The sequence below is a fragment of the Pseudomonas fortuita genome, from assembly GCF_026898135.2.
In the GTDB taxonomy this organism is placed as follows: Bacteria; Pseudomonadota; Gammaproteobacteria; order Pseudomonadales; family Pseudomonadaceae; genus Aquipseudomonas; species Aquipseudomonas fortuita.
Window position 1 is genome coordinate 3,114,120 of sequence record NZ_CP114035.2, and the last position, 21,973, is coordinate 3,136,092.

18 protein-coding genes are annotated in these 21,973 nt (G+C 61.7%); 15 read left to right on the forward strand and 3 right to left on the reverse strand.

Going from position 1 to position 21,973, the window contains the following annotated elements; genetic code table 11:
• Positions 1–2 precede the first annotated feature (2 nt).
• The 14 genes from OZ911_RS14285 (at position 3) to OZ911_RS14350 (ending at position 16,999) form a co-directional block, all read left to right on the forward strand.
• Positions 3–1,061, forward strand: a complete 1,059-nt coding sequence (locus OZ911_RS14285) for an acyl-CoA dehydrogenase family protein (protein WP_016486853.1) — start codon at positions 3–5, stop codon at positions 1,059–1,061.
• A gap of 3 nt (positions 1,062–1,064) precedes the next feature.
• Positions 1,065–2,216 (forward strand): acetyl-CoA C-acetyltransferase, encoded by a 1,152-nt coding sequence (locus OZ911_RS14290; RefSeq protein ID WP_023049055.1) that lies wholly within the window; start codon positions 1,065–1,067, stop codon positions 2,214–2,216.
• Positions 2,217–2,249: 33 nt separating this feature from the next.
• On the forward strand, positions 2,250–3,128 hold the full coding sequence (locus OZ911_RS14295) for an SDR family oxidoreductase (protein ID WP_016486855.1): 879 nt from the start codon (positions 2,250–2,252) through the stop codon (positions 3,126–3,128).
• A gap of 146 nt (positions 3,129–3,274) precedes the next feature.
• Positions 3,275–4,060 carry an SDR family oxidoreductase gene (locus tag OZ911_RS14300; RefSeq protein WP_016486856.1) on the forward strand — a complete coding sequence of 262 codons (786 nt, stop codon included), beginning with the start codon at positions 3,275–3,277 and terminating at the stop codon, positions 4,058–4,060.
• 9 nt (positions 4,061–4,069) lie between these two features.
• Positions 4,070–4,540 carry a MaoC family dehydratase gene (locus OZ911_RS14305; protein ID WP_031312466.1) on the forward strand — a complete coding sequence of 157 codons (471 nt, stop codon included), beginning with the start codon at positions 4,070–4,072 and terminating at the stop codon, positions 4,538–4,540.
• An 8-nt stretch (positions 4,541–4,548) separates the two neighbouring features.
• Positions 4,549–5,757, forward strand: a complete 1,209-nt coding sequence (locus OZ911_RS14310; protein WP_023049059.1) for an acetyl-CoA C-acyltransferase — start codon at positions 4,549–4,551, stop codon at positions 5,755–5,757.
• A 142-nt stretch (positions 5,758–5,899) separates the two neighbouring features.
• The gene (locus tag OZ911_RS14315; protein WP_016486859.1) at positions 5,900–6,943 is read left to right on the forward strand and encodes a WD40/YVTN/BNR-like repeat-containing protein; all 1,044 of its coding nucleotides are present in this window, start codon (positions 5,900–5,902) and stop codon (positions 6,941–6,943) included.
• Entirely contained in the window at positions 6,930–9,320 is a 2,391-nt protein-coding gene (locus OZ911_RS14320) for an efflux RND transporter permease subunit (protein ID WP_023049060.1), read from the forward strand. The genes OZ911_RS14315 and OZ911_RS14320 overlap by 14 nt, the downstream gene beginning before the upstream one ends.
• A gap of 48 nt (positions 9,321–9,368) precedes the next feature.
• A complete protein-coding gene (locus OZ911_RS14325; RefSeq protein WP_016486861.1) occupies positions 9,369–10,619 on the forward strand; it encodes a helix-turn-helix transcriptional regulator in 1,251 nt (416 codons plus the stop codon).
• Between the two features lie 132 nt (positions 10,620–10,751).
• Entirely contained in the window at positions 10,752–11,516 is a 765-nt protein-coding gene (locus OZ911_RS14330) for an SDR family oxidoreductase (protein WP_016486862.1), read from the forward strand.
• Between the two features lie 23 nt (positions 11,517–11,539).
• Positions 11,540–12,373, forward strand: coding sequence for an SDR family NAD(P)-dependent oxidoreductase (locus OZ911_RS14335; RefSeq protein ID WP_268968683.1), 834 nt, complete (start codon positions 11,540–11,542; stop codon positions 12,371–12,373).
• A 122-nt stretch (positions 12,374–12,495) separates the two neighbouring features.
• A complete protein-coding gene (locus tag OZ911_RS14340; protein ID WP_016486864.1) occupies positions 12,496–13,533 on the forward strand; it encodes a 3-ketosteroid-9-alpha-monooxygenase, oxygenase component in 1,038 nt (345 codons plus the stop codon).
• Between the two features lie 24 nt (positions 13,534–13,557).
• Entirely contained in the window at positions 13,558–14,745 is a 1,188-nt protein-coding gene (locus OZ911_RS14345; RefSeq protein ID WP_016486865.1) for an MFS transporter, read from the forward strand.
• Positions 14,746–14,926: 181 nt separating this feature from the next.
• On the forward strand, positions 14,927–16,999 hold the full coding sequence (locus OZ911_RS14350) for a hybrid sensor histidine kinase/response regulator (RefSeq protein ID WP_023048115.1): 2,073 nt from the start codon (positions 14,927–14,929) through the stop codon (positions 16,997–16,999).
• Between the two features lie 24 nt (positions 17,000–17,023).
• On the opposite strand, the gene OZ911_RS14355 is transcribed toward OZ911_RS14350, so the two are convergent.
• Positions 17,024–18,595: a sensor domain-containing diguanylate cyclase gene (locus OZ911_RS14355; protein ID WP_023048116.1), complete on the reverse strand. Its 1,572-nt coding sequence runs from the start codon at positions 18,593–18,595 to the stop codon at positions 17,024–17,026.
• A 101-nt stretch (positions 18,596–18,696) separates the two neighbouring features.
• Positions 18,697–18,867 carry a hypothetical protein gene (locus OZ911_RS14360; protein WP_023048117.1) on the reverse strand — a complete coding sequence of 57 codons (171 nt, stop codon included), beginning with the start codon at positions 18,865–18,867 and terminating at the stop codon, positions 18,697–18,699.
• Between the two features lie 181 nt (positions 18,868–19,048).
• Between OZ911_RS14360 and OZ911_RS14365 the strand changes: the two genes are divergently transcribed.
• Positions 19,049–19,468 carry a PA0061/PA0062 family lipoprotein gene (locus OZ911_RS14365; RefSeq protein ID WP_268968691.1) on the forward strand — a complete coding sequence of 140 codons (420 nt, stop codon included), beginning with the start codon at positions 19,049–19,051 and terminating at the stop codon, positions 19,466–19,468.
• Between the two features lie 941 nt (positions 19,469–20,409).
• On the opposite strand, the gene OZ911_RS14375 is transcribed toward OZ911_RS14365, so the two are convergent.
• Positions 20,410–21,963: a D-arabinonate dehydratase gene (locus tag OZ911_RS14375; protein WP_060517734.1), complete on the reverse strand. Its 1,554-nt coding sequence runs from the start codon at positions 21,961–21,963 to the stop codon at positions 20,410–20,412.
• Positions 21,964–21,973 lie beyond the last annotated feature (10 nt).

The window sequence follows — 21,973 nt, forward strand, 5'->3', positions numbered from 1 at the left end:
CCATGGACTTTACCTTTACCGATGATCAGCTCACGTTTCGCGAAGCCATCAGCCGTTTCCTGATGACCGAGGCGGCGCCCGAAATGCTGCGCGAGATCTGGGAAACCGATACAGGCCGCTCCGCTGACTTGCGCAACAAGATAGCCCAACAGGGCCTGACGGCATTGTCGGTGCCCGAACAGTTCGGTGGCCTGGGCATGGACGATGTGGCCTGGGCACTGATGACCCAGGAGCTGGGCTACTACGCCATCCCGGACTCGCTGGCCGACACGGCTTATGTGGTCACCGGGCTGCTCAACGGCCTGCCAGACGACAGCCCGGTCAAAGCCCGCCTGCTGCCGCGCATCGCCGATGGCAGCGTGCGCCTGGCTATCGGCCACCCGATCAACCCGTTGGTGCCTGATGCACCGCTGGCAGAGTGGCTGATCCTTGCCCAGGGCGATGAGGTGCATGCGGTGCCGCGCGCGCAGGTCGATGTGCAGGCCAACGCCAGTATCGATGCCTCCAGGCGCCTGGGCCTGGTGAGCTGGCAGCCAACACGCGACACCTTGCTGATCGGCGGCGAACAGGGGCGGGCCTTGTGGGCCGATACCTTGAACCGCGGCGCCTTGTCGGTTGCCGGGCAACTGCTCGGCCTGGCCCAGCGAATCCTCGACCTGTCGGTGGACTACGTGGCCCAGCGCAAGCAATTTGGTAAGCCGATCGGCAGCTTTCAGGCGGTCAAGCATCACCTGGCCGATATCGCCAGCAAGATCGAATTCGCCAAACCTGTGCTGTATCGCGCGGCCTATGCCTTGGCGCAGGGGGATCGCCGCGCCGATGTCTATGTATCGCAGGCCAGGCTGGCCTGTTGCGACGCCAGCTGGCTGGCGGCGCGCCACGGTATCCAGGTGCACGGTGCCATGGGTTACACCTGGGAGGTCGACCTGCAGATGTTCATGAAGCGCGTGTGGTCGCTGGACCCGTCCTGGGGCGACCGTGCCACCCATAAAACCCGCGTCGCCGCCTATGTGCTCAGCGATGAAGCCCGGCTTGGGCCGGGCGCCACCTTCGAGGACTGAGCCATGCCCCAAGCGTATATCGTCGATGCCCTGCGCAGCCCCACGGGCAAACGCAAAGGCAGTCTGGCCCACGTGCATGCCATTGACCTGGGCGCGCATGTGTTGAAAGCGCTGGTCGAACGCAACGCCATTCCTGCCCACGCGTATGACGACGTGATTTTCGGGTGTGTCGACGCCATCGGCTCGCAGGCGGGTGACATCGCTCGCACCAGCTGGCTGGCTGCCGGCTTGCCGCTGAACGTGCCGGGCACCACGGTCGACCGGCAGTGCGGTTCGTCGCAACAGGCGCTGCATTTTGCCGCGCAAGCGGTGATGAGTGGCATGCAGGAGGTGGTGGCTGTCGGTGGTGTGCAGACCATGACCCAGATCCCGATCTCGTCGGCGATGCTCGCTGGCCAACCGCTGGGCTTCAGTGACCCGTTTTCCGGCAGCAAAGGCTGGCAGGCGCGCTTTGGGCAGCAGCCGGTCAATCAGTTTTACGCCGCACAGCGCATCGCCGATCACTGGCAGATCAGCCGCGAAGACATGGAAGTGTTTGCCCTGGAAAGCCATCGTCGCGCCTTGGCGGCTGCAGAAGCCGGCTATTTCGCCCGCGAGATCGTTGCCTGTGAAGGCCTGGCCTTTGATGAAACGCCGCGGGTCAGCAGCCTGGAGAAAATGGCCAGCCTGGAGCCTGTGAGCGCTGAGTTCCCGTCGATCACAGCCGCCGTATCGAGCCAGACCTGCGATGCGTCCGCGGCCTTGCTAGTGGTATCGGAGGCGGCGCTCAAGCGCTACAACCTGACCCCCAGGGCGCGTATTCATCACCTGTCGGTGCTCGGCGACGACCCGATCTGGCACCTCACGGCACCGATTGCAGCCACCCGTGCGGCGCTCAAGAAGGCTGGCCTGCGCATGGCTGATATCGACCTTGTGGAAATCAACGAAGCGTTTGCCTCGGTGGTCATGGCCTGGGCCAAGGAGCTCGATTACGACCCGGCTCGCACCAACGTCAATGGCGGCGCCATCGCCCTTGGCCACCCGCTGGGCGCTACCGGTGCGCGCTTGATGACCACCTTGCTGCATTCGCTTGAACGCACCGGCGGGCGTTATGGCCTGCAGACCATGTGTGAAGGCGGCGGCCAGGCCAACGTTAGCATCATCGAACGGCTTTGAAGCTACCCACACTCAACAACAGGAAAATATCCTATGGGAATCTGTGCAGGTCGTACTGCGATCATCACCGGTGCCGGTGGCGGGCTGGGCCGCGCGTATGCGTTGGCATTTGCCGCCGAAGGCGCCAATGTGGTGGTCAATGACATTCGTCGCGAGGCCGCCGAGGCAGTGGTCGACGAGATTTGCTCCCAGGGTGGCCGAGCAATCGCCAACGATGGCGACATCACCACCCTGAGCAGCGCTCAAGGCATCGTCGATGCTGCATTGGCGGCGTTCGACGAAGTGCATGTTTTGGTCAACAACGCCGGGGTCTTGCGTGACCGCATGTTCATCAGCCTGTCGGAAGAGGACTGGGACATGGTGATGCGCGTGCACCTGAAGGGGCATTACTGCCTGGCCAACATCCTCGGCCGGCGCTGGCGCGATCAGGCGAAGGCCGGTATCCGGGTGGCGGCGCGTATTATCAATACCAGTTCCGGCGCCGGTTTGCAGGGCTCGATCGGGCAGTCAAACTATGCAGCGGCCAAAGGCGGTATCGCTTCCCTGACCCTGGTGCAGGCGGCGGAACTGGCCCGCTATGGCGTCACCGCCAACGCCCTGGCCCCGGCGGCGCGTACGGCGATGACCGAAAGCGCAATGCCGGACATGGTCAAGAAGCCCGAGGACGACAGCTTCGACGCCTGGGCGCCGGAGAACGTCGCACCTTTGGTGGTATGGCTGGGCAGTGAGGCGTCCGGACATGTCAGTGGCCAGCTGTTCGAGAGCCAGGGCGGCCGGATCTCCCTCGGTGATGGCTGGCGTACCGGCGTCACCCGCGACAAGGGGGCGCGATGGCAGGTCGCTGAACTAGGGGCGGCGGTCGATGCGATCCTCAGCGAAGCACCCAAGGCGCAAAAGGTCTGGGGTACGTGAGCGCAGCTTGATGCACAGGCGTCGGCATTACCGGCGCCTGCCTCTTTTTGCCTTGCCACAACCGACCCCGTCCGTTTTGACGATGTGCCTGCCCCCTGCGGCCTTTATACCTGTCGACAACCTGTTTTCTGTCAGAGGTATACCGCGTGAAACAAGCCCCTCCTTATGTGCCAGGCCACCAGTTGCTGGCTGGCAAATCCGTGCTCATCACTGCCGCCGCTGGCGCTGGCATCGGCTATGCCGTGGCCAAGCGCTGCGCCGAAGAAGGCTGCCGCGCCCTGATGATTTCCGATGTTCATCCCCGGCGCCTGGAGCAGGCGGTGGAACAGCTCAAGGCCGACACCGGCTTGCAGGCCGTGTACGGCCAGCTGTGCAACGTCACTGTCGAAACCGAGGTGCAAGCCCTGGTCGCCGCCGCCGAACAGGCCCTTGGCGGCGTCGACGTGCTGATCAACAACGCAGGCCTTGGTGGTTCCAGGCGGGTCACCGAGATGAGCGACGAGGAATGGCTGCGGGTAATTGATGTGACCCTCACCGGCACCTTCCGCATGACCCGCGCGATGCTGCCGCACATGGAGCGCCGAGGGAGCGGGGCGATCATCAACAACGCTTCGGTACTCGGCTGGCGTGCGCAGAAAGAGCAGGCGCACTACGCCGCCGCCAAGGCCGGGGTCATGGCGCTGACCCGCTGCAGTGCGCTGGAAGCCGCCGAAAGCGGGGTGCGCATCAACGCCGTGTCGCCGTCGATTGCCTTGCACGAATTTCTCAAGAAAGCCAGCAGCGAAGAACTGCTGGCCAAACTGGCCGATCGTGAAGCCTTTGGCCGCGCCGCTGAAGTGTGGGAAGTCGCCAACGTCATGATCCTCCTGGCCAGCGATTACGCCTCCTACATGGTCGGCGAAGTGCTGTCGGTCAGTTCACAACAGGCTTGAGGGCACCCCATGAGCACCCGATTCTGTAGCGCCGAGCAAATGCTCAAGGCCCAGGGCCTGGACCTGGGCGTCACCGACTGGCTGCAGCTGACCCAGGCGCGGGTCAATCTGTTCGCCGAAGCCACTGGCGATCAGCAGTGGATACATGTCGACCCTGAGCGCGCCGCCAATGGCCCGTTCGGGGCGTGCATCGCCCATGGCTACCTGACCCTGGCCCTGGCCAACCTGTTCATGCCGCAGTTGATGAGCATCGACAACATGGCCATGGGGGTGAACTACGGCACCGACCGCGTGCGTTTCCCCGCCGTGGTGAAAGTCGGTGCGCGGGTACGCGGCCGAGGGCAGGTCATCAGTGCCGAGCTGATCGGCAGCGCAGTTCAGCTGGTGGTGCGCATCAGCGTCGAGATCGAGGGCGCCGAACGCCCTGGCTGCGTGGTCGACACCATCAGCCGTTACACCTTCAATCCCGTCACCGAGTGAGGCTGTTCATGGACAAGCAAGACGTTGTAATCGTAGCGACTGCCCGTACTGCAATGAGCAAATCCTTTCGCGGCTCTTTCAACGACACCGAAGCCCCGGTGCTTGGCGGCCATGTGGTACGCGCGGTGGTCGAGCGTGCAGGTATCGAGCCTGGCGCGGTAGATGACGTGATCATGGGCGCTGCAGTACAGCAGGGCACCCAGGGCTACAACATTGGCAGGCTATGCGCCTACACCGGCGGTTTGCCCGACAGCGTGCCGGGCATGGCACTTGACCGGATGTGCGCTTCAGGGCTGATCAGTATCGGCATGGCGGCGAAGAACATTCTGCTCGGTGAAATGAGCATTGCCATCGGCGGCGGTGTCGAGTCGCTGTCGCTGACCCAGAACAAGCACAAGAACACCTACCGCAACCAGTCGGAGGCGGTGCTGGCGTGTATGCCAAGCGCCTACATCCCGATGATCGAAACCGCCGAGATCGTTGCCCAGCGCTACGGCATCAGCCGCGCGGCCCAGGACGACTACTCCCTGCAAAGTCAGCAGCGCACCGCGGTGGCCCAGCGCGATGGCCTGTTCGACGAAGAAATCGTACCGCTGCAAGTGCGCAAGCTGCGCTTTGACAAGGAAGGCCAGCCCGATGGCCATGAGCAGGTGGTTGCCGATCGCGACGAGTGCAACCGTCCTTCAACCCGCTTCGAAGACCTGGCGGCGTTGAAACCCGTGTGGAAGAACGGCCAATGGGTCGAGCAGGGCGAGTTCATCACCGCCGGCAACGCATCACAGTTCTCCGACGGAGCCTCGGCCAGCTTGCTGATGAGCCGCGCCGAGGCCGCCCGGCGTGGCCTGAAGCCGCTGGGGACGTATCGCGGCATCGCCGTGGCCGGCTGCGCGCCGGAAGAAATGGGCATCGGCCCGGTGCTGGCGGTGCCCAAACTGCTCAAACGCTTCGGTTTGAGCGTGGCCGAAATCGGGTTATGGGAAATCAACGAAGCCTTTGCCTGCCAGGTCCTGCATTGCCGCGACGCTCTGGGGATTTCTGCGGAGCGCCTGAACGTCAACGGTGGGGCTATTTCGATTGGTCACCCGTTCGGCATGTCGGGTGCGCGCATGGTCGGTCACGGCCTGCTGGAAGGGCGCCGTCGCGGCGTGCGCTACGTGGTCGTGGCCATGTGCATCGGGGGGGGCATGGGCGCGGCGGGCCTGTTCGAGCTGGACTGACCCGCGGTTCTGTCTATCGGCACCGGGTTAGGCCATTTGGACGATGTCCCGCAGGTCGAGCAGACGGACTATCTACACACCTCAGACACCGCGCCTGGGTGGCGCGGTGATTCACGACTACAAGAACAAGAGGGTGGACCGTATGTCTATTGTCGAGCGCCTGGATGTCGCTGCACGCAGTCGCCCATGCGCCAAGCTTATTGCCTATTTCGTGTGCATTACGGTCGCCGCAATCGTTGCGCTGGCATTTACCCCACGCGGCGCGCTGAACATCGCCCAGACAACGCTGAATACCGAGCGCATGCAGATAAACGGCCTGCTCAATCTGGGCAGCCGTCAGGTGGCGGTGGGTGAGCGCGGAACCATCCTGATCAGCGATGACCGCGGCCGCACCTGGCAGCAAGCCACGGTCGAGCCGCAACGCCAGATTTCCCTGACGGCTTTGACCGCGTTGAACCCCGAGCAATTGGTAGCCGTTGGCCAGGACAGCCTGATTCTGCGCTCCAATGACGCTGGCAGCAGCTGGCAAGAGGTCCAATTTGATGCCGCAGCAGGCGAGCCGTTGCTCGGTGCATGGGCGGCCGGTGGCGAGCAGGTCGTGGTATTCGGCAGCTACGGCAAGTTCTACCAGTCTGAGAATGCCGGACGCAGCTGGCGCGCGGTGGCGCTGGAGGTCGACCGTGCCCATCTCAATGCGCTGGATGGCGGTAGCGATGGCCGACGCATGTTGGTCGGCGAACAGGGCCTGGTCATGCGCAGCGCCGATAACGGGCAGCATTGGCAACAGTTGCCGGCATTCTATAACGGCTCACTGTTTGGCGTGGTTCGCCTGAGCGCCCAGCGTTGGGTGACCTACGGCATGCGCGGCCATGTGTTTGTGACCGACAACTTCGGTGAGCAGTGGCAGGCGATCAAGGTCGGCAATACCCAGCCGCTTTATGGCCATGTTGTGCTGCCAGACCACAGCGGCGTACTGATTGTCGGCGGCGGCAGCTCGATGGTGCGCCTGGACGCACAAGGCCGCTTGATCGGCACCACCCGGCAACCGGGGTTGGGCACCTTGACCTCAGCCATCGTGGTGGGCACCGATCAGTTGCTGGTAGCCGGTGAACGGGGCGTTTTCCAAGGGAACGGTAACAGCGTTGCCTCACTGGGCAAAGGAGAGCAAAGTCATGAAGTACGCTAAAGCGCGGTCCGGGCGCTTGGTCGAGCGTTGCGCCGACCTGCTGTTGGCACGACGCAAACTGCTGTTGACGGTATTCCTTTTGCTGACCCTGGGGCTGGGCTACAGCGCTACCCACACCCAGCTCGACCCCGGCTTCAACAAGCAGATCCCGGTGCGGCATGAGTACATGCTCAACTTCCTCGAATTCAGCCAGTACTTCACCGGCGCTAACCGCTTTCTGGTGAGCGTTAGATGGAAGGGCGAAGGCGACATATACAACCCCGAGTTTCTCGACACGCTGCGCAAGGTGACTGACGATGTGTTCTTCATCAACGGCGTCAGCCGCGCCAGCGTAACCTCGCTGTTCACCGCCAACGTGCGTTACATCGAAATCACCGAAGAAGGCTTTTTTGGTGATGTGGTGGTACCGCCACGCTTCACCGCGAGCGCCGAAGACCTGGCTCAGGTGCGCAGCAACGCCGCGCGCTCCGGGCAGGTCGGGCGGCTGGTGGCCAATGACCTTAAGTCGGCGATGGTCCGTGCCGATTTACAGGACGTTGACCCACAAACAGGCAAATCGGTCAGTTATGTTGAAGTCGCCAAGCGTCTGGAGGACATTCGCGACAAGTACAGCAGCGATCAGATCGAGATCAACATTGTCGGTTTCGCCAAGCTGGTGGGTGATGTTGTCGAAGGGCTGATGACCGTGATCGGCTTTTTTGTCGTCGCCTTCCTGATCACCGGCCTGCTGCTGTGGCTCTATTCACGCTCGTTGCGCCTGACCGTAGTGGCGCTGTTGGTGGCTTTGCTGCCGGTGGTGTGGCTTTTGGGCTTGTTACCGCTGATGGGCCTGGGTATCGACCCGATGTCGATACTGGTGCCGTTCCTGATTTTTTCCATTGGCGTTTCGCACGCCGTGCAGATGACCAATGCCTGGAAACAGGAAGTGCTGGCCGGCAAGGATTCGCTGCAGGCGGCGCAACTGGCCTTTTGCAAGATCTTCATTCCTGGCTCCCTGGCGTTGCTGATGAATGCCTTGGGCTTTGGCGTGATCATGCTGATCGACATCCCTATCGTGCATGAACTGGGGGTCACGGCCTGTATCGGCGTGATGCTGATGATCATCACCAACAAGCTGATGTTGCCGATCATTATTTCCTACCTGCGCCTGGAGCGTAGTGTGCTGAGCAAGGAGTGCGTCCAGCAGCAGGGAAGGCACCCGCTGTGGTGGCGCTTGTCGGCGCTGGCCGAACCGCGCCCGGCCCTGGCGGTGCTGGCGCTCAGCCTGATGTTGCTGAGCGTGGCGGTGCTCAAGGCCCGGCAGCTGGAAGTCGGTGACATCGGTGCTGGCGCGCCAGAGTTGCGCGCCGAGTCACGTTACAACCAGGACAACACGAAAATTGTCAGCAGCTACTCCATCGGCCTGGATGTGCTGGCGGTGTTTGTCCGGGCTCAGGGGCTGGAAGAGGCGTGCCTGTCACCGTCGGTGATGCGTGCGGTGGAAGCCTTCGACTTCCAGATGCGCAGCGTCACCGGCGTGCAGTCGGTGCAGTCGGTGGCCGGCTTTGGCAAGACGGTGATTGCCGGCAACAACGAAGGCAACCCACGTTGGGCGGCCATTCCTGGGTCGGCCCGGGGCTTGAGTCAAGGTGCCCGTGCCTACATGCCCGAGGACGGCCTGGTGACCGATGGCTGCCAGCAGATGCAGATTCTGGTGTTTCTCACCGATCACGATGGCGCCACGGTCTCGCATGTGGTCCAGGAGGCCAAGCGGATCATTGCCCAGGTCCAGGTGCCGGAAATCAGGTTCTTTCTCGGCGGTGGCAATGTGGGGGTAATGGCGGCGTCCAATGATGCGGTCAAGCGCGCCGAAGTGCTGATGCTGGTGGCGTTGTTTGGCTCGGTGCTGTTGTTCTGCTGGTTGACCTTCAAATCGTTGCGCGCGGTGTTGTGCATCCTGGTGCCGCTGGCCATCGTGGCGGTACTGTGCAATGCACTGATGGCCATGCTTGGCATCGGGTTGAAGGTGGCGACCCTGCCGGTGATGGCGCTTGGGGTTGGCGTCGGGGTTGACTACGGCATTTACCTGTATGAGCGGATCCAGCACGAAATGGCCGAGGGCGCCAACCTGCGCCACGCGTTCTACCAGGCCATGTGCCAACGCGGAACAGCGGCCGTTTTCACTGCCCTGACCATGGCGATCGGGGTGTGCACCTGGGCCTTTGCACCGCTGAAATTTCAGGCCGATATGGGGGTCTTGCTATCGTTCATGTTTCTGGTCAATGTACTTGGGGCAATTTTCCTGCTGCCGGCCTTGGCCGCCTGGTTCAACCTCGGCAAACCCCTGGTTGCGGTCAAAGCGAACCGTGCAGCGCGCGCGCACGTGTTTGAATCATAACAATAAAAGCGGGCACGGCCTGGGCTGTGCCCCGCGAGGAGACGGGCGATGGGAAATTCCACCGTGGGGTTTGGAGCGCTGGCAGAAATGGGTATGGAGCTGGCTGAATATGACACGCTCATCGGCGAGTTCTATGACGGCTCGCTGAACCACAAGTTGATGGCCAAGACCTTGCGCCACGTACGCAGCCTGTATCAGGCCAATTACGTCACCTTGATCTTGCGAGTGCCAGAGCAACCTGACCTGGGCCTGATGATTGTCGTCGGTGACATCGAAGGCGAGGGGGAGGTGAGTTACTGGGCCTACCCACAAGCTGTTACCCCCTTCAGCAACCCGCCGATGGACCAGGTGTTCACCGTCGAAGACCTGATGACCGAAGCCGAGTGGGCCAATTCGGTCTACTACAAGACCTACGGTACCGTGCACGACACCTACCACATCATGGGTGCCGACGTTTCAACTCCCGATGGCGGCAAGCTGCGGTTTCGCATTACCCGGCCCAAAGCCGCGCTGAAATTCACCGCCTCCGAGCGCACCCTGTGTGAAATGATCCTGCCGCATTTGCGCCGTGCGATGCACGTGCACAACCTGCTCGATCGCAGCGAGTCGATCAGCGAGCTGTATGCCCAGGCCATCAGCCGCCTGTCAGTGGCCACCATCGTGCTTGACCAGAGTGGCAGCGTGCTGCGCCTCAACCCGGTGGCCAGCGAACTGCTGGAACAGGCGGACGGCCTGAAACTGGTGGGTGGGCGCCTTGAAGCCACCTATCCCAGCGACAACCGCGAACTGCAGCGCCTGGTACGCAATGCCTTCGCGCGTGACGTCAATAGCGAAAAGGTCAGCACTGCGGCCGAAGCGATGTCGGTGGCCAGGCCATCGGGCCAGGTCAACCTGGGGGTAGTGATCGAGGCCATTCCGACCCAGGACTGGGCCGAGGGTAAGAGCAAACCTGCGGTGGTGGTATACATCCGCGACGCGGTTGGCCGCTCTATGGCTAGCGAAACGGTAACCAAGCAACTGTTCAACCTGACCCGGGCCGAAACCGCACTGGCCATGGAGCTGGCTAACGGCCTGTCGCTTGAAGAGGCCGCCGAAGTATTGAATGTGCGCCGCAACACCGCACGGGCGCATTTGCGCTCGATCTTTTCAAAGACGGGTGTGCGCCGCCAGACGGAGTTGGTGCGCATCATTCTCAACAGTGTGGTTGCCTTGGGAAAGCCCAAACTGGCAGCACTGCCAAACGACAAGCCGGAAAAACCGGTGTTGAAGCTGGCCACCCCGGCGCGCAATAGCGCCTGACCTTCGCCCCGCTTACCCGAACGCCCCGGTCCTGTTTGCAAGGCCGGGGCGTTTTAGTCCGTGCGGACGATGTTGTGGGGTTTGCGCGGCACCAATACTAGCCAGCACCACCATTCAACAAGGAGCAACGTTATGCCAGTTACAGCGGTCAGCGGTTCTGCATCCGGTATCGGTGCGGCAGTCTGCCAGGCGCTACGCGCCGCCGGGCACCGCACCATCGGCATCGACCGGGCAAATGCCGAGGTGATTGCCGACCTGTCCAGCGCAAGCGGGCGCCAGGCCGCCATCAGTGAGGTGCTCGAGCACTGCGACGGGGTGCTCGACGGCCTGGTGTGCTGCGCCGGGGTCGGCTCCAGCGCGGAATCCAGTACTATCGTGTCGGTCAACTACTTTGGTGTCTGTGAGCTGCTTGACGGCCTGGCCGATGCACTGGCCAAAGGCGAAAGGCCAGCCGCTGTAGTGATCGGATCGATTGCCGCCACCCATGTGAACCCGGATCAGCAGCCGATGATTGCGGCCATGCTGGCCGGCAACGAAGCGCTGGCGCTGGAACACGCCAATACGTTGGGGCAGTCCCATGTGGCCTATGCCAGTTCCAAATACGCCGTGACCTGCAATGCCCGTAGCAAGGCGGTTGCCTGGGCAAAACAAGGCATACGCCTGAATGTGGTGGCGCCTGGGGCAGTCGAGACACCGTTGCACCAGGCGTCTCTGAACGATCCACGCTTTGCCAAGGCGGTCCGTGAGTTTGTCGCACCGCTGGGGCGCGCCGGCAACCCTGAGGAGATCGCCCAGGTCGTGGCATTCTTGCAGTCGACTCAAGCCAGTTTTGTCCACGGCACTGTGATGTTTGTAGATGGCGGTATGGATGCCATGGTTCGTCCGGCACGTTTCTAGCCTATGTACACGTGAGAACAACAATGACCAAAGTGGCATTCATTACCGGGGCAAGCCGCGGTATCGGGCGCGAGACGGCATTGGCCTTTGCCCGGGCCGGGTTCGATGTGGCGATCAGTGCCCGCACTGTTGAGGAGGGCGCAAGCACAGTGCATCGGCTGTGCGATGCCCAGGGCGTGCCCCTGGCGGGCAGCCTCAACAGTACGGCAGCCGCGATCCGCGCCTTGGGGCGCAAGGCGTTGGTGGTGCCTATGGATCTGCTCGACAGCGCCTCGGTACTGGCCGCCGGGCAGGCAGTACTGGCGGCGCTCGGGCGCATCGATGTGCTGATAAACAACGCCATCTACCAGGGTCACGACCTCAACAGCGCATTCATGTCGCTGCAGCCGCAGACCATGCAGCGGGTATTCCAGGGTTATGTGCTGGCGCCGCTGTTGCTGACCCAGACCGTGTTGCCCGGCATGCTCGAACGGGGCGCCGGGGTGGTGATCAACGTCACCTCCGGTGCCGGTGAAGGCGACCCGCCTGTGGCCGCCGTCGACGGTGGCTGGGGCTATGCGTACGGTGCCGGCAAGGCTGCGGTCTCCAGGGTCTCGGGGGTGCTTGCAGCCGAACTGGGCGAGCAGGGGATTCGCGCCTTCACGCTCAATCCGGGGGTGGTCACCACTGACGCGCTGAAGGCCACGATCGGTGAGAACGGCGTGCTGGCCATGCGCATCGGCACTGCGCCTCCCCAGGTGCCGGCAGAGGTGATGGTGTGGCTGGCCACCCACGATCAGGCCGCGCGCTTTCAACGGCGCACCATCGCCGCGCAGGCGTTTGCGCTGGAGCACGGCATCGTCGCCAACTGGCGATGAACACTGGCTGAAGAAGTACTCGTGGTGCTCATCTAGTCCATGCGGAGGATGAGCACCGGCGGCTGCTCGGTGAAGATTGACCGGGCAAGTTACCGGGGATTTTCACACGAGGAACAATAACAATGACCAAGCTCGCAGCAATCAATGTCGAAACTGCTCTGGCCCCGCGCTTCGGCCGAGGCTGGCACTGCCTGGGTGAAGCGGCCGACTACCGTGATGGCCAGCTGCACACCCTGAATATCTTCGGCACGCGCTTGCTGGCATTTGCGACTTCCAGCGGCCAGATCAGCGTCATTGATGCCCATTGCCCGCATATGGGCGCTGACCTCTCGCGCGGCACCCTGGAAAATGACCGGGTGGTATGCCCCTTTCATCACTGGCAGTACGATGCCAGCGGCAAGTGCGTGGAGATCCCGTACTGCAAACGTATCCCGCCGAAAGCCAAGACCCACAGCTGGCTGACGTGTGAAGAAAACAACCTTCTGTTTGTCTGGAACAACCCGGAAGGCAAGGCGCCGGCAGACGGTGTTGTGATTCCTCATCTGCCGGAACAGGACAGTGACGAATGGCTGCACGACTGGCACATGGACAAGCTGATTATCGAGACCAACCCACGCGAACTGGTCGATAACCTGGCAGATGCCCAGCACTTCGGTCCGGTTCATGGCACGCCAACCAAGTATTTCGCCAACGTCTTCGAAGGCCACATTGCCCAGCAGATTTTCCATGGTGACTCCGAGCGCCTGGGCGGTGATCTGGTGGCCGAGTCGGCGTACTACGGACCAGCCACGCACTTTACCCGGATGCGGGCAGTTTTTGAGGGCATGGAGATCCACTCGATCCTGCTCAACTGCCATGTGCCGATCACCGCCAACAGTTTTGAGCTGCGTTTTGGCTGCATGGTGAAGAAAGTGCCGGGGTGGAGCGAAGAACAAAATCGGGAAATGGCCAAGGACTATGTGATGCGCAACCGCGAATCCTTCTACCAGGACGTGGATATCTGGGCGCACAAGATTCGGGTGAACAACCCGGTCCTGGCCGAAGGCGATGGCCCGGTCTATCAACTGCGTGAATGGTACGAGCAGTTTTTCATGGACGAAACCAGCGTGCCGGCCACCATGGCCGAGCGGCGCGAAATCATTACCGTCGGCCAGCGCTGAAAGCCGCCCGAGCAGGAGAGAGCAATGAACATGAGTGGCCGAAATACACTGGCGATCATGCTGGCCGCCAGCTTCGCTTCGACGATTGGCGGCTTGCCATTCAATACCTTGCCTATCCTGCTCGGGTCGATGGTCGATAGCCTGGGCTTTACTGTCGAACAGATCGGCCTGCTGGGCTCGGTGTGTTTTGCCGGCTACCTGCTCGGCACGCTGTTGGCAGTGGTGCTGATCGATCGCATGAACTGGCGCTGGTTGACCCTGGGGTGTGCGTTTGGCGCTGCGGCGGCATATGGTATGTCGTCCTGGCTGCCGCCTGCGGTCCAGTCGTGGCTGTGGGCGGTGATCGGCTTTTTTGCTGCGCTGATGACTTGCCTGGGTATGCGCATCATGGGTGAAATGGCCAACAAGGAACGCGCCCTGGGCATGCGCCTGGGTATTGAACTGGGCGTGGTAGCCGCAGTGCTGTTTGCCTTGCCGTCGCTGGTAATTGCGTATTTCCATTACACCGGCGCGGCCTTGATGCTGGCTGCGATCATTCTGCTGTTGAGCCTAAGCGCGCTGGCGTTGCCCAGGCGTCAGGAATTCATTCACGAAGCGCAGCAGGGGCAAGCCGATTCGTTGCTGGCACGCTTCAGGTTCCCGCCGGCGGCTTATGCTGCGTTGGCGTTTTTCTTCCTTTTCGGCGCCGGGCAGATAGGCCTATGGGCGTTTCTCGAACGCTTGGGCCATGGCCTGGCGCTGCAGCCAGCGGAACTGGGTATCGTCTTCGCCGTGCTGAAACTGCTGGGCGGCGCAGCGGCGCTTGCCTTGGCCGTGGTGGGTGACCGCCTGGGCGTACGCGTCCCCCATCTGATCGTTCTCGCGGTGCTGGGTACCGGGCTGCTGTTACTGGGCAATGCCGAAGGCTTTTTGATGTATGCCGCCGGCGCCTGGATCTGGGAAGTGGGCTTTACCTGGGGTTGTGTCTATCAGACCGCAGCGATTGCACGCCTGGACCGCAGCGGTCGTTCGATCATGCTGATTCCAGGCGCCTTTGCGCTGAGCTCCATGGCAGGTCCGGCCCTGGCCGGGCAACTGGTCAGTGAGGGCTTCGGCGTACTGTTATGGCTGGCGGCAGGCTGTGCGCTGATCCCGGTGCTGGCCTTTACCTGGCTGCTGGCGCAACGCTTGCAAAACGTGGGCACTGGCTGCGCGGTTGGTGTGCAGGCTTGATGGCGGACCGCTATAAACCCATGACGCTGGCCGATGCCTGCCGGTTCGCGAGGCACGGCGTTTCGGGAGCTCCTAAAATGAAAACAGATCCGGCGAAGGACTTTGCTCGCTATTGCCAGGCATCACGCTCTAGAATCGCATCCATTGGCCTGTCGTTCAGTGCATTAGAAAAGAGGCAATTATGGATCGCGAAGCCGCCGGCTCTTCAGGAGACCTGGATGCTCCCGCATTAACCAATCAGGAGTCTGCTTTTCCAACGACCGCGTTGGAGCGTCTACAGTTGGCGCTTGATGCTGGCGCCATCATTGGAACGTGGGTGTGGGATATTCGGCCCAACCAGGTGACTGCGGATGAGCGATTCTCGCGATCTTTCGGACTGCCTGCAGATAAATGCATGGCGGGTATTCCAATCGAGGAAGCTTTCGCCTCGATTCACCCGGACGATCGAGATCGTGTCTCTGCCGATATCCAGGAGGCGATGGGCCGCGGGGGGGGCTTCCGGTGTGAATACCGTGTCAGGCAGCATGATGGCAGCTACCGCTGGATCGAGGCCAATGGAAGAGCCGAGCTTGACGAGGAAGGTCAGGCTGTGCGGTTCCCCGGCATTCTCATGGACGTTGAGTCACGCCGTTCAGCCGAGGCTGAGCGTGACAGGATGTCAGCCTTGCTTCGGACATTCACGGCGGCCGTTCCCGGTGTTGTCTACGCAAAAGATCGCGAGGGGCGGCTAATCGTTGCGAATGATGGTGTCACCCAACTGGTTGGCAAACCACCAGAGCTTTACCTGGGCAAAACCGACCTGGAGTTTCTGGAAGACAAAGCTCAAGCACGGCAGATAATGGAAACCGATCGGCTCGTCATGCATGGCGGGAAAGCCGTTCAGATCGAAGAGCGCGTCGACATGCCGGACGGCACGGCTACTTACTGGCTTTCTGTCAAAGCGCCACTGTGCGACGAAGCAGGCGAGGTCATGGGGCTGATTGGCTCGTCCATCGATGTCACCGCGCGCAAAAATGCCGAGTCGGAGTTGCTGGAGCTTAACCGCACGCTGGAAGCGAAGATTGAACAAGCCGTGGCCGAGCGAGAGGCGGCGCACGCAGCGCTACGTCAATCGCAGAAAATGGAGGCGGTCGGCCAACTGACCGGGGGTATCGCTCACGACTTCAATAACCTGCTTGCGGGCATCACGGGAAGCCTTGATTTGATCAAGCTTCGCTTGAAGCAGGGCCGTATTGCTGACGTAGAACGTTACCTGACAGTGGCACATGGTGCGGCACAAAGGGCCGCGTCCCTGACCCACCGGCTCTTGGCCTTTTCACGCCGCCAGACGCTGATGCCTGTGCATACCGATGTCAACACCCTGATCAGCGACATGGAGGAGCTGATACGCAGGACGGTCGGGCCAGCGATCCAACTCAAGGTCGAGCTCCAGGCAAAATCAAGCACCTGTCTGGTCGATCCGGCTCAGGTCGAGAACGCACTGCTGAATTTATGCATCAACGCTCGCGACGCATTGGAAGGTGGAGGATCGATCTCCATCAAGACGTACAACGAGGAGCTGGTACAAGGGGACGCGCTCGATCCTGAACTGGCACCCGGCACGTACTTCACCGTCTGTGTAGCCGATGACGGGGTAGGGATGAGCACTGAGACGCTAGCGCGTGCATTCGAGCCATTCTTTACCACCAAACCTGTAGGGGCGGGTACAGGGCTCGGCCTGTCCATGATCTATGGTTTCGCCAAACAGTCAGGCGGGCAGGTTCGGATCGAATCCCAAGTGGGCCGAGGCGCCCGCGTGTATCTGCAGCTACCCAGCCTCAAGGTTGAGGTGGATGCGGCAGGTCGTACCGAGCCATTGCCTGAATCAGAGCTGACCTCCTCAGGCGAAACGGTCCTGGTCGTCGACGATGAACCCTCCGTGCGCATGTTTGTGAGCGAGTCGCTGGGTAGCTGCGGATACATTGTCATTGAGGCCACGGATAGTCTGGCTGGCCTGCAGTTGCTCCGCTCGGATACCCGCATCGATCTGCTTGTCACAGACATCGGCCTGCCAGGAGGCACTGACGGCAGGCAGATGGCCAATACTGGCCGCAGCATCAGGCCTGGCCTGCCAGTCCTGTTCATGACCGGGTATGCGCAGCCAAAGATACTGGACAATGCCCAGCTCGAGCCCAACACGGCTGTGCTGACAAAACCCTTCACACTCGAAACGCTGACGTTGACCGTAAATGCTTTACTCAAGAACTGCTGCTGACAAGTGCCGTATTTCAATGACGCATCAGAGCGTCAGGCGATCTTCAGCCACGACCTGATTACGTCCATTCTGCTTGGCCAGGTACAGGCGTTCGTCGGCACGCTTGAGGATGGCCGTAGCGTTGGGGGTGTGTGCACTGCGACTGGCCACACCGATGGAAATGGTCAACGTGCCGATCTCCGACACAGCGGCAGCGCTGAGCGTGGTGCGGATCCGCTCGGCGACCTCGCAGGCCGTGTTCAGCGCGGTGTTCGGCAGTAGCAGGCAGAACTCTTCGCCACCGGCACGGCACGGCAGGTCCCCGGCCCGGGTACAGTCGCGGATTACTTGGGCCACCCTCTGCAAGGCCAGGTCACCGACATCGTGACCAAAGTTGTCGTTCACCCGCTTGAAATGGTCGACGTCCAACGCCAGTGCCGAATACACCTGTTGGCTTGCGTCCAGCCCCTGAAGGGCCGCGTTCATCGCGCGCCTGTTGGCCAGGCCGGTGAGCGGGTCGGTGTCGGCCGCGGCGTTCAAGCTGCCGATTTTCTGTTGCAGCTGTTGCGACTGTAATACCAGCGCCTGGCGGATCGCCGCGGCCTCGGCATACCAGGCGTTGATGGCTGATAGTTCAGCCGTTGCATTCGGGGTCGAAAGGTCGGTGGCATGGCCGGCCAGCGCGCGCAATGGGCGAGTGATCAGCATCACGCCGAGCAGTATCAGGACCAGACCGATCACCCCAGCCGGGATGATCCTGATCAGCATGTCGCGCATCAGCTTGCCCAGTGGCGCCAGTGCCTGTTCCCGGGGTTGCTGGACAACCACGGCCCAGTTGGAGCCCTGCACGTGAGCGAACCCGGCGAGCATCGGCACCTTATGATAGTTGACCGTCTCCAGCGTGCCGCTGTCACCGACCAAGGCCTTGTCCACCGTTTCGCTCCAGCCGAGCACTTCACCGATTCGTTGCTGATCGGGGTGGTACAGCAACCGGCGGTTGCCATCGGCGACAAAGGCAAACGCGCCATCAAGGTGATGTTCACCAATCAAAGAATGCATCACGCCACGCTGTTGCAAGACCACGGAGCCGCCGACCAGACCGAGATACTCGCCTGTGGGGCTGAAGACAGGCTGGGAGACGAAGACGATCAGCTTGCCGTTGGTTGAGGTAAACGCCTGGCTGACCATGGGGCGACGCACGTTGAGCGCTTCGTGCAGTTCGTCGGAGCTGACCGTCGAACCGATCGGCACCGCAGGCGGGTAAGCCTGCAGCACCCGGCCCGCAGGGTCGGTGATCAGCACGGTGTTCAACTCTGAATCCTGGGCCTGCAGGCGGTGCGCTTCTTCCTCGAGCAACGCTCGATTGGCAAAGTCGCTGCCCAGGCGTTGTGTGCTGTACTTCAGGCGCTCATTGACCGAGTACAGAAACTGATCGATGCTCGAGGCGACCTTGAAGGCATAGGCACGGTTGGCCTCCAATGCCGAATGCACCAGCGCATCGCGTTGCACACTGTAGGCCGTGATCAGGCTGTTGCACAGGGTACTCAGCACGGCGAGCAGGACAAAGCCAAGAACCAGGCCACGCAGGCCGATACGCGATGACAGCACCTTGCCCATGAGTAAACCTCATCCCTCGATAGCTGAAAAGTTCGGCACAAGCGTAGACGGGTATTACCGCGCAGGTGGGCGTCGGAGAGCCGCTGCTCTGGCGTGAGCCATCAGGCCAGAAACTCCGAGTCTGCAGGGCAAGCCGGCTGCTTGTCCTGCTGGATGTTGCTGTACACGGCAACCCCGCACACGGCCGCCAGGCCGACACTGGCAAGCAGGATATCGCCCAGCAACATGCCTGCGACCAACACCAGCACGCTGATGCGAAAGAGGGTTGTCATGACTGCCTCCGATGCAGTTCGATATCAGAACCCTGACCATACCGGCGCAGCCGAAATTGTGCAGCCCACTTGCGCGCCTGCGGCCGTGTTTACCTGTGAAATGGCAGAACGGACCTCTTTGGCAGGATATGGAGTGCTGGTTGGCGGTATCCTGAAAGCCCCAGCCCCAGGTGCACCGATCATGCGCACAATGATGCTTTTATTGGCAATCACGGCAGTTACAGGTTGCCAGTCGCCGCTGCCAAGCGCCAATCCTGAGATGGCCTGGGTCGATTTCTCGGTGCCATTTCCAAATGACAGGTTACTGATGGCCGAACGGCTGGATAAGCAACGGTTGCGCGACGGCCGCTTCTTTCAAGTGAGCCCCGGGCGCCATGAGCTGATCGTCAGGTTTGACTATGAAGTGGGCGGTGGCGGCGGGCTGAGCCTGATGGGCGGCACGACTGTACGCGAATGTTACCTGACAGTCCCTTACGCGAACTTTCAGGCAGGCCAGCGCTATGTGCTGGAAGGAAGGTCGATGGCGCTGACACCTGAGGCGCGCTTGTATGATGCCAAGGGGGAGATGGTTGCAGAGGTTAGCGAGTTCTATTGCCTCTAAGGGGCAGGAAGCCTCAGCCTCTGCGGCTGTCGTTCAGGGCAGCGCATTTGGTCTTTCTGGCTACCTGCGCATTGCTTATGCGCTGGATGACGAGTCGCTGCGTGCGGCGTGCCAAGCCATTCACGGCTTCTGTGAGGACGCACGGTAGCTAAAGGGAGCGCAGCTTTTTGCTTGGCAGAGCCTTCCGCTCGGCGAACGGCTCGGGGGCTCCATTCATGCAATAAGAAAAACAGATACCTGCAAAGGCTTTCATGGAGGCGGGAAGGGATGCCCGCCTTAGCGTCACCTTCGTCCATAAGTCAGGTGGCGCTTCGGGTATCCCACTGGAGAGTACACGGTTGAAGCAAACTCTTCAGAAGGGACAGCTTCTGGGTTGCGGGTTGGTACGTACTTCGAGGGTTTTGTTTGACGGGGTTGTTTGCATTGCGCAGTCCCTTTGGAAAGGACGATCGCCGTTCCCACAGCTAGCGCGTGAAACTGAGGCTTGTGGTTTACAGGTGGGAGCGGGATTGGTTGCAGGAACAACAGAGCCTAGGTGGAGGTATATCTGACATTAATGCCCGCTGCCCAGATACGTAACTGTCAGCTGTTGTTTTTTGCTCTAGAGTTCGAGCGAAAATCTACAAGTAGACAAAACAGAGCCTTAACCGGACCGAGCGCGGAAGCCTTGGAAAAGCGTATTTTTCCGACAGTATTCGAGCGAGTGATTGAACCGTGGATAGCACCGTGTTTGGGGGGGCGAGTAGCGGGCTGGCCGAACGTGCTCAACAGCTTGAGGTCCGCTCCGGGGAAAGGAGTACCCCGTAAAGGCGATGAACGTCTCGCGGGGGTACTGTCACTGGGGCCGGCAGGCTTGAACGCTGCATCTCAGCGTCAAGCAAACGGCTGATACCCAGCGGATTGGCGTTTTCATGCTGGCGCCATTGATGAAGGCTGGGGGATCAGGTGATGGCGCCGATCTGCCACGGCACGAACTCGTTCTGGCCGTAGCCATGCTGTTCGCTCTTGCTGCGCTCGCCCGAGGCGATGCTCAGCATCATCCGGTAGATGTGTTCGCCACGCTCTTCGATGGTCATGCTGCCGTCGGCAATGCCGCCGCAGTTGACGTCCATGTCCTCTTCCTGGGTTTCCCAAAGGCGGGTGTTGGTCGCCAGCTTGATCGACGGCGAGGGCGCGCAGCCGTAGGCCGAGCCGCGGCCAGTGGTAAAGGCGATCAGGTTGGCGCCACCGGCGACCTGGCCCGTGGCGGAGATCGGGTCGTAGCCGGGTGTGTCCATGAACACCAGGCCGTGGGCGCGCACCGGTTCGGCGTACTCGTAAACATCCATCAGGTCACTGGAACCGGCCTTGGCCACGGCACCCAGGGACTTTTCGAGGATGGTGGTGAGGCCGCCGGCCTTGTTGCCCGCCGAGGGGTTGTTGTTCAGCTCGGCGCCCATCCGCTGGCAGTAGGTTTCCCACCACTGGATGCGGGCGATCAGCTTCTCGCCCACCTGCTGGCTGACCGCGCGGCGCGTCAACAGGTGTTCGGCGCCATAGATTTCCGGGGTTTCCGAGAGAATTGCAGTGCCGCCGGCTGCCACCAGGCGGTCGACCGCATTGCCCAGCGCCGGGTTGGCGGTGATCCCCGAATAGCCGTCCGAGCCCCCGCACTGCAGGCCGACCGTGAGGTGGCGGACGCTCACCGGCTGGCGTTCGACCTGGTTGGCTTCGGCCAGCAGCGACTTGACCTGGGCGATGCCGCTGGCAATGGTCTTCGATGTGCCGCCGGTGCCCTGAATGGTGAACGTGCGCAGTGCGTGGCTGCTTTGCAGGCCCTGGGCCGCCAGCAGGTCGGGGATCTGGTTGGTCTCGCAGCCCAGGCCAATCAAAAGTACCGAGGCGAAGTTGGCATGTACCGCATAGCCGCCGAGGGTGCGGCGCAGCATTGCCAGCGCCTCGCCACCGGGGTCGACCGCGCAACCGACGCCGTGGGTCAGGGCAACCACGCCATCGACGTTGGGGTAGGGCGCCAACGCCTCGGGGTGGATATCGCGGCGAAAGTGGTCAGCGATCGCCCGTGCCACCGTGGCCGAGCAGTTCACCGAGGTGAGGATGCCGATGTAGTTGCGCGTGGCTACCCGGCCATCGGCGCGCACGATACCCATGAAGGTATCGTCGTTGGGCGCCTGCTGGCCTTTGGCATCGACGCCGAAGGCGTAGTCGCGGGCAAATTCGCCCATCGCCAGATTGTGCACGTGCACATGTTCGCCTGCGGCGATCGCCTGGCTCGCGAAACCGATGATCTGCCCATAGCGGCGCAGCGGCTGGCCCGCGCTCAGTGCGTGGGCAGCCACCTTGTGGCCCGCCGGGATCGGCTCGCGCACAACGATGCCCTCTTCCAGCAGCAGGCCTTCGGTCAGCGGCTGGCGTGCCACCAGCACATCGTCCAGTGGGTTGAGTCGAATCACGGCGTTGGCAGCGCTTGCACTGCCTGTTGTTGTAATGAGTTGCATGGTGTTCACC

What these genes read in the sequence shown, in the direction of transcription:
- OZ911_RS14285 (WP_016486853.1), top strand. Translation starts at nt 3, where the DNA reads ATGGACTTTACCTTTACCGATGATCAGCTCACGTTTCGCGAAGCCATC.
- OZ911_RS14290 (WP_023049055.1), top strand. Translation starts at nt 1,065, where the DNA reads ATGCCCCAAGCGTATATCGTCGATGCCCTGCGCAGCCCCACGGGCAAA.
- OZ911_RS14295 (WP_016486855.1), top strand. Translation starts at nt 2,250, where the DNA reads ATGGGAATCTGTGCAGGTCGTACTGCGATCATCACCGGTGCCGGTGGC.
- OZ911_RS14305 (WP_031312466.1), top strand. Translation starts at nt 4,070, where the DNA reads ATGAGCACCCGATTCTGTAGCGCCGAGCAAATGCTCAAGGCCCAGGGC.
- OZ911_RS14310 (WP_023049059.1), top strand. Translation starts at nt 4,549, where the DNA reads ATGGACAAGCAAGACGTTGTAATCGTAGCGACTGCCCGTACTGCAATG.
- OZ911_RS14315 (WP_016486859.1), top strand. Translation starts at nt 5,900, where the DNA reads ATGTCTATTGTCGAGCGCCTGGATGTCGCTGCACGCAGTCGCCCATGC.
- OZ911_RS14320 (WP_023049060.1), top strand. Translation starts at nt 6,930, where the DNA reads ATGAAGTACGCTAAAGCGCGGTCCGGGCGCTTGGTCGAGCGTTGCGCC.
- OZ911_RS14325 (WP_016486861.1), top strand. Translation starts at nt 9,369, where the DNA reads ATGGGAAATTCCACCGTGGGGTTTGGAGCGCTGGCAGAAATGGGTATG.
- OZ911_RS14330 (WP_016486862.1), top strand. Translation starts at nt 10,752, where the DNA reads ATGCCAGTTACAGCGGTCAGCGGTTCTGCATCCGGTATCGGTGCGGCA.
- OZ911_RS14335 (WP_268968683.1), top strand. Translation starts at nt 11,540, where the DNA reads ATGACCAAAGTGGCATTCATTACCGGGGCAAGCCGCGGTATCGGGCGC.
- OZ911_RS14340 (WP_016486864.1), top strand. Translation starts at nt 12,496, where the DNA reads ATGACCAAGCTCGCAGCAATCAATGTCGAAACTGCTCTGGCCCCGCGC.
- OZ911_RS14345 (WP_016486865.1), top strand. Translation starts at nt 13,558, where the DNA reads ATGAACATGAGTGGCCGAAATACACTGGCGATCATGCTGGCCGCCAGC.
- OZ911_RS14350 (WP_023048115.1), top strand. Translation starts at nt 14,927, where the DNA reads ATGGATCGCGAAGCCGCCGGCTCTTCAGGAGACCTGGATGCTCCCGCA.
- OZ911_RS14355 (WP_023048116.1), bottom strand. Translation starts at nt 18,595, where the DNA reads ATGGGCAAGGTGCTGTCATCGCGTATCGGCCTGCGTGGCCTGGTTCTT.
- OZ911_RS14360 (WP_023048117.1), bottom strand. Translation starts at nt 18,867, where the DNA reads ATGACAACCCTCTTTCGCATCAGCGTGCTGGTGTTGGTCGCAGGCATG.
- OZ911_RS14365 (WP_268968691.1), top strand. Translation starts at nt 19,049, where the DNA reads ATGCGCACAATGATGCTTTTATTGGCAATCACGGCAGTTACAGGTTGC.
- OZ911_RS14375 (WP_060517734.1), bottom strand. Translation starts at nt 21,963, where the DNA reads ATGCAACTCATTACAACAACAGGCAGTGCAAGCGCTGCCAACGCCGTG.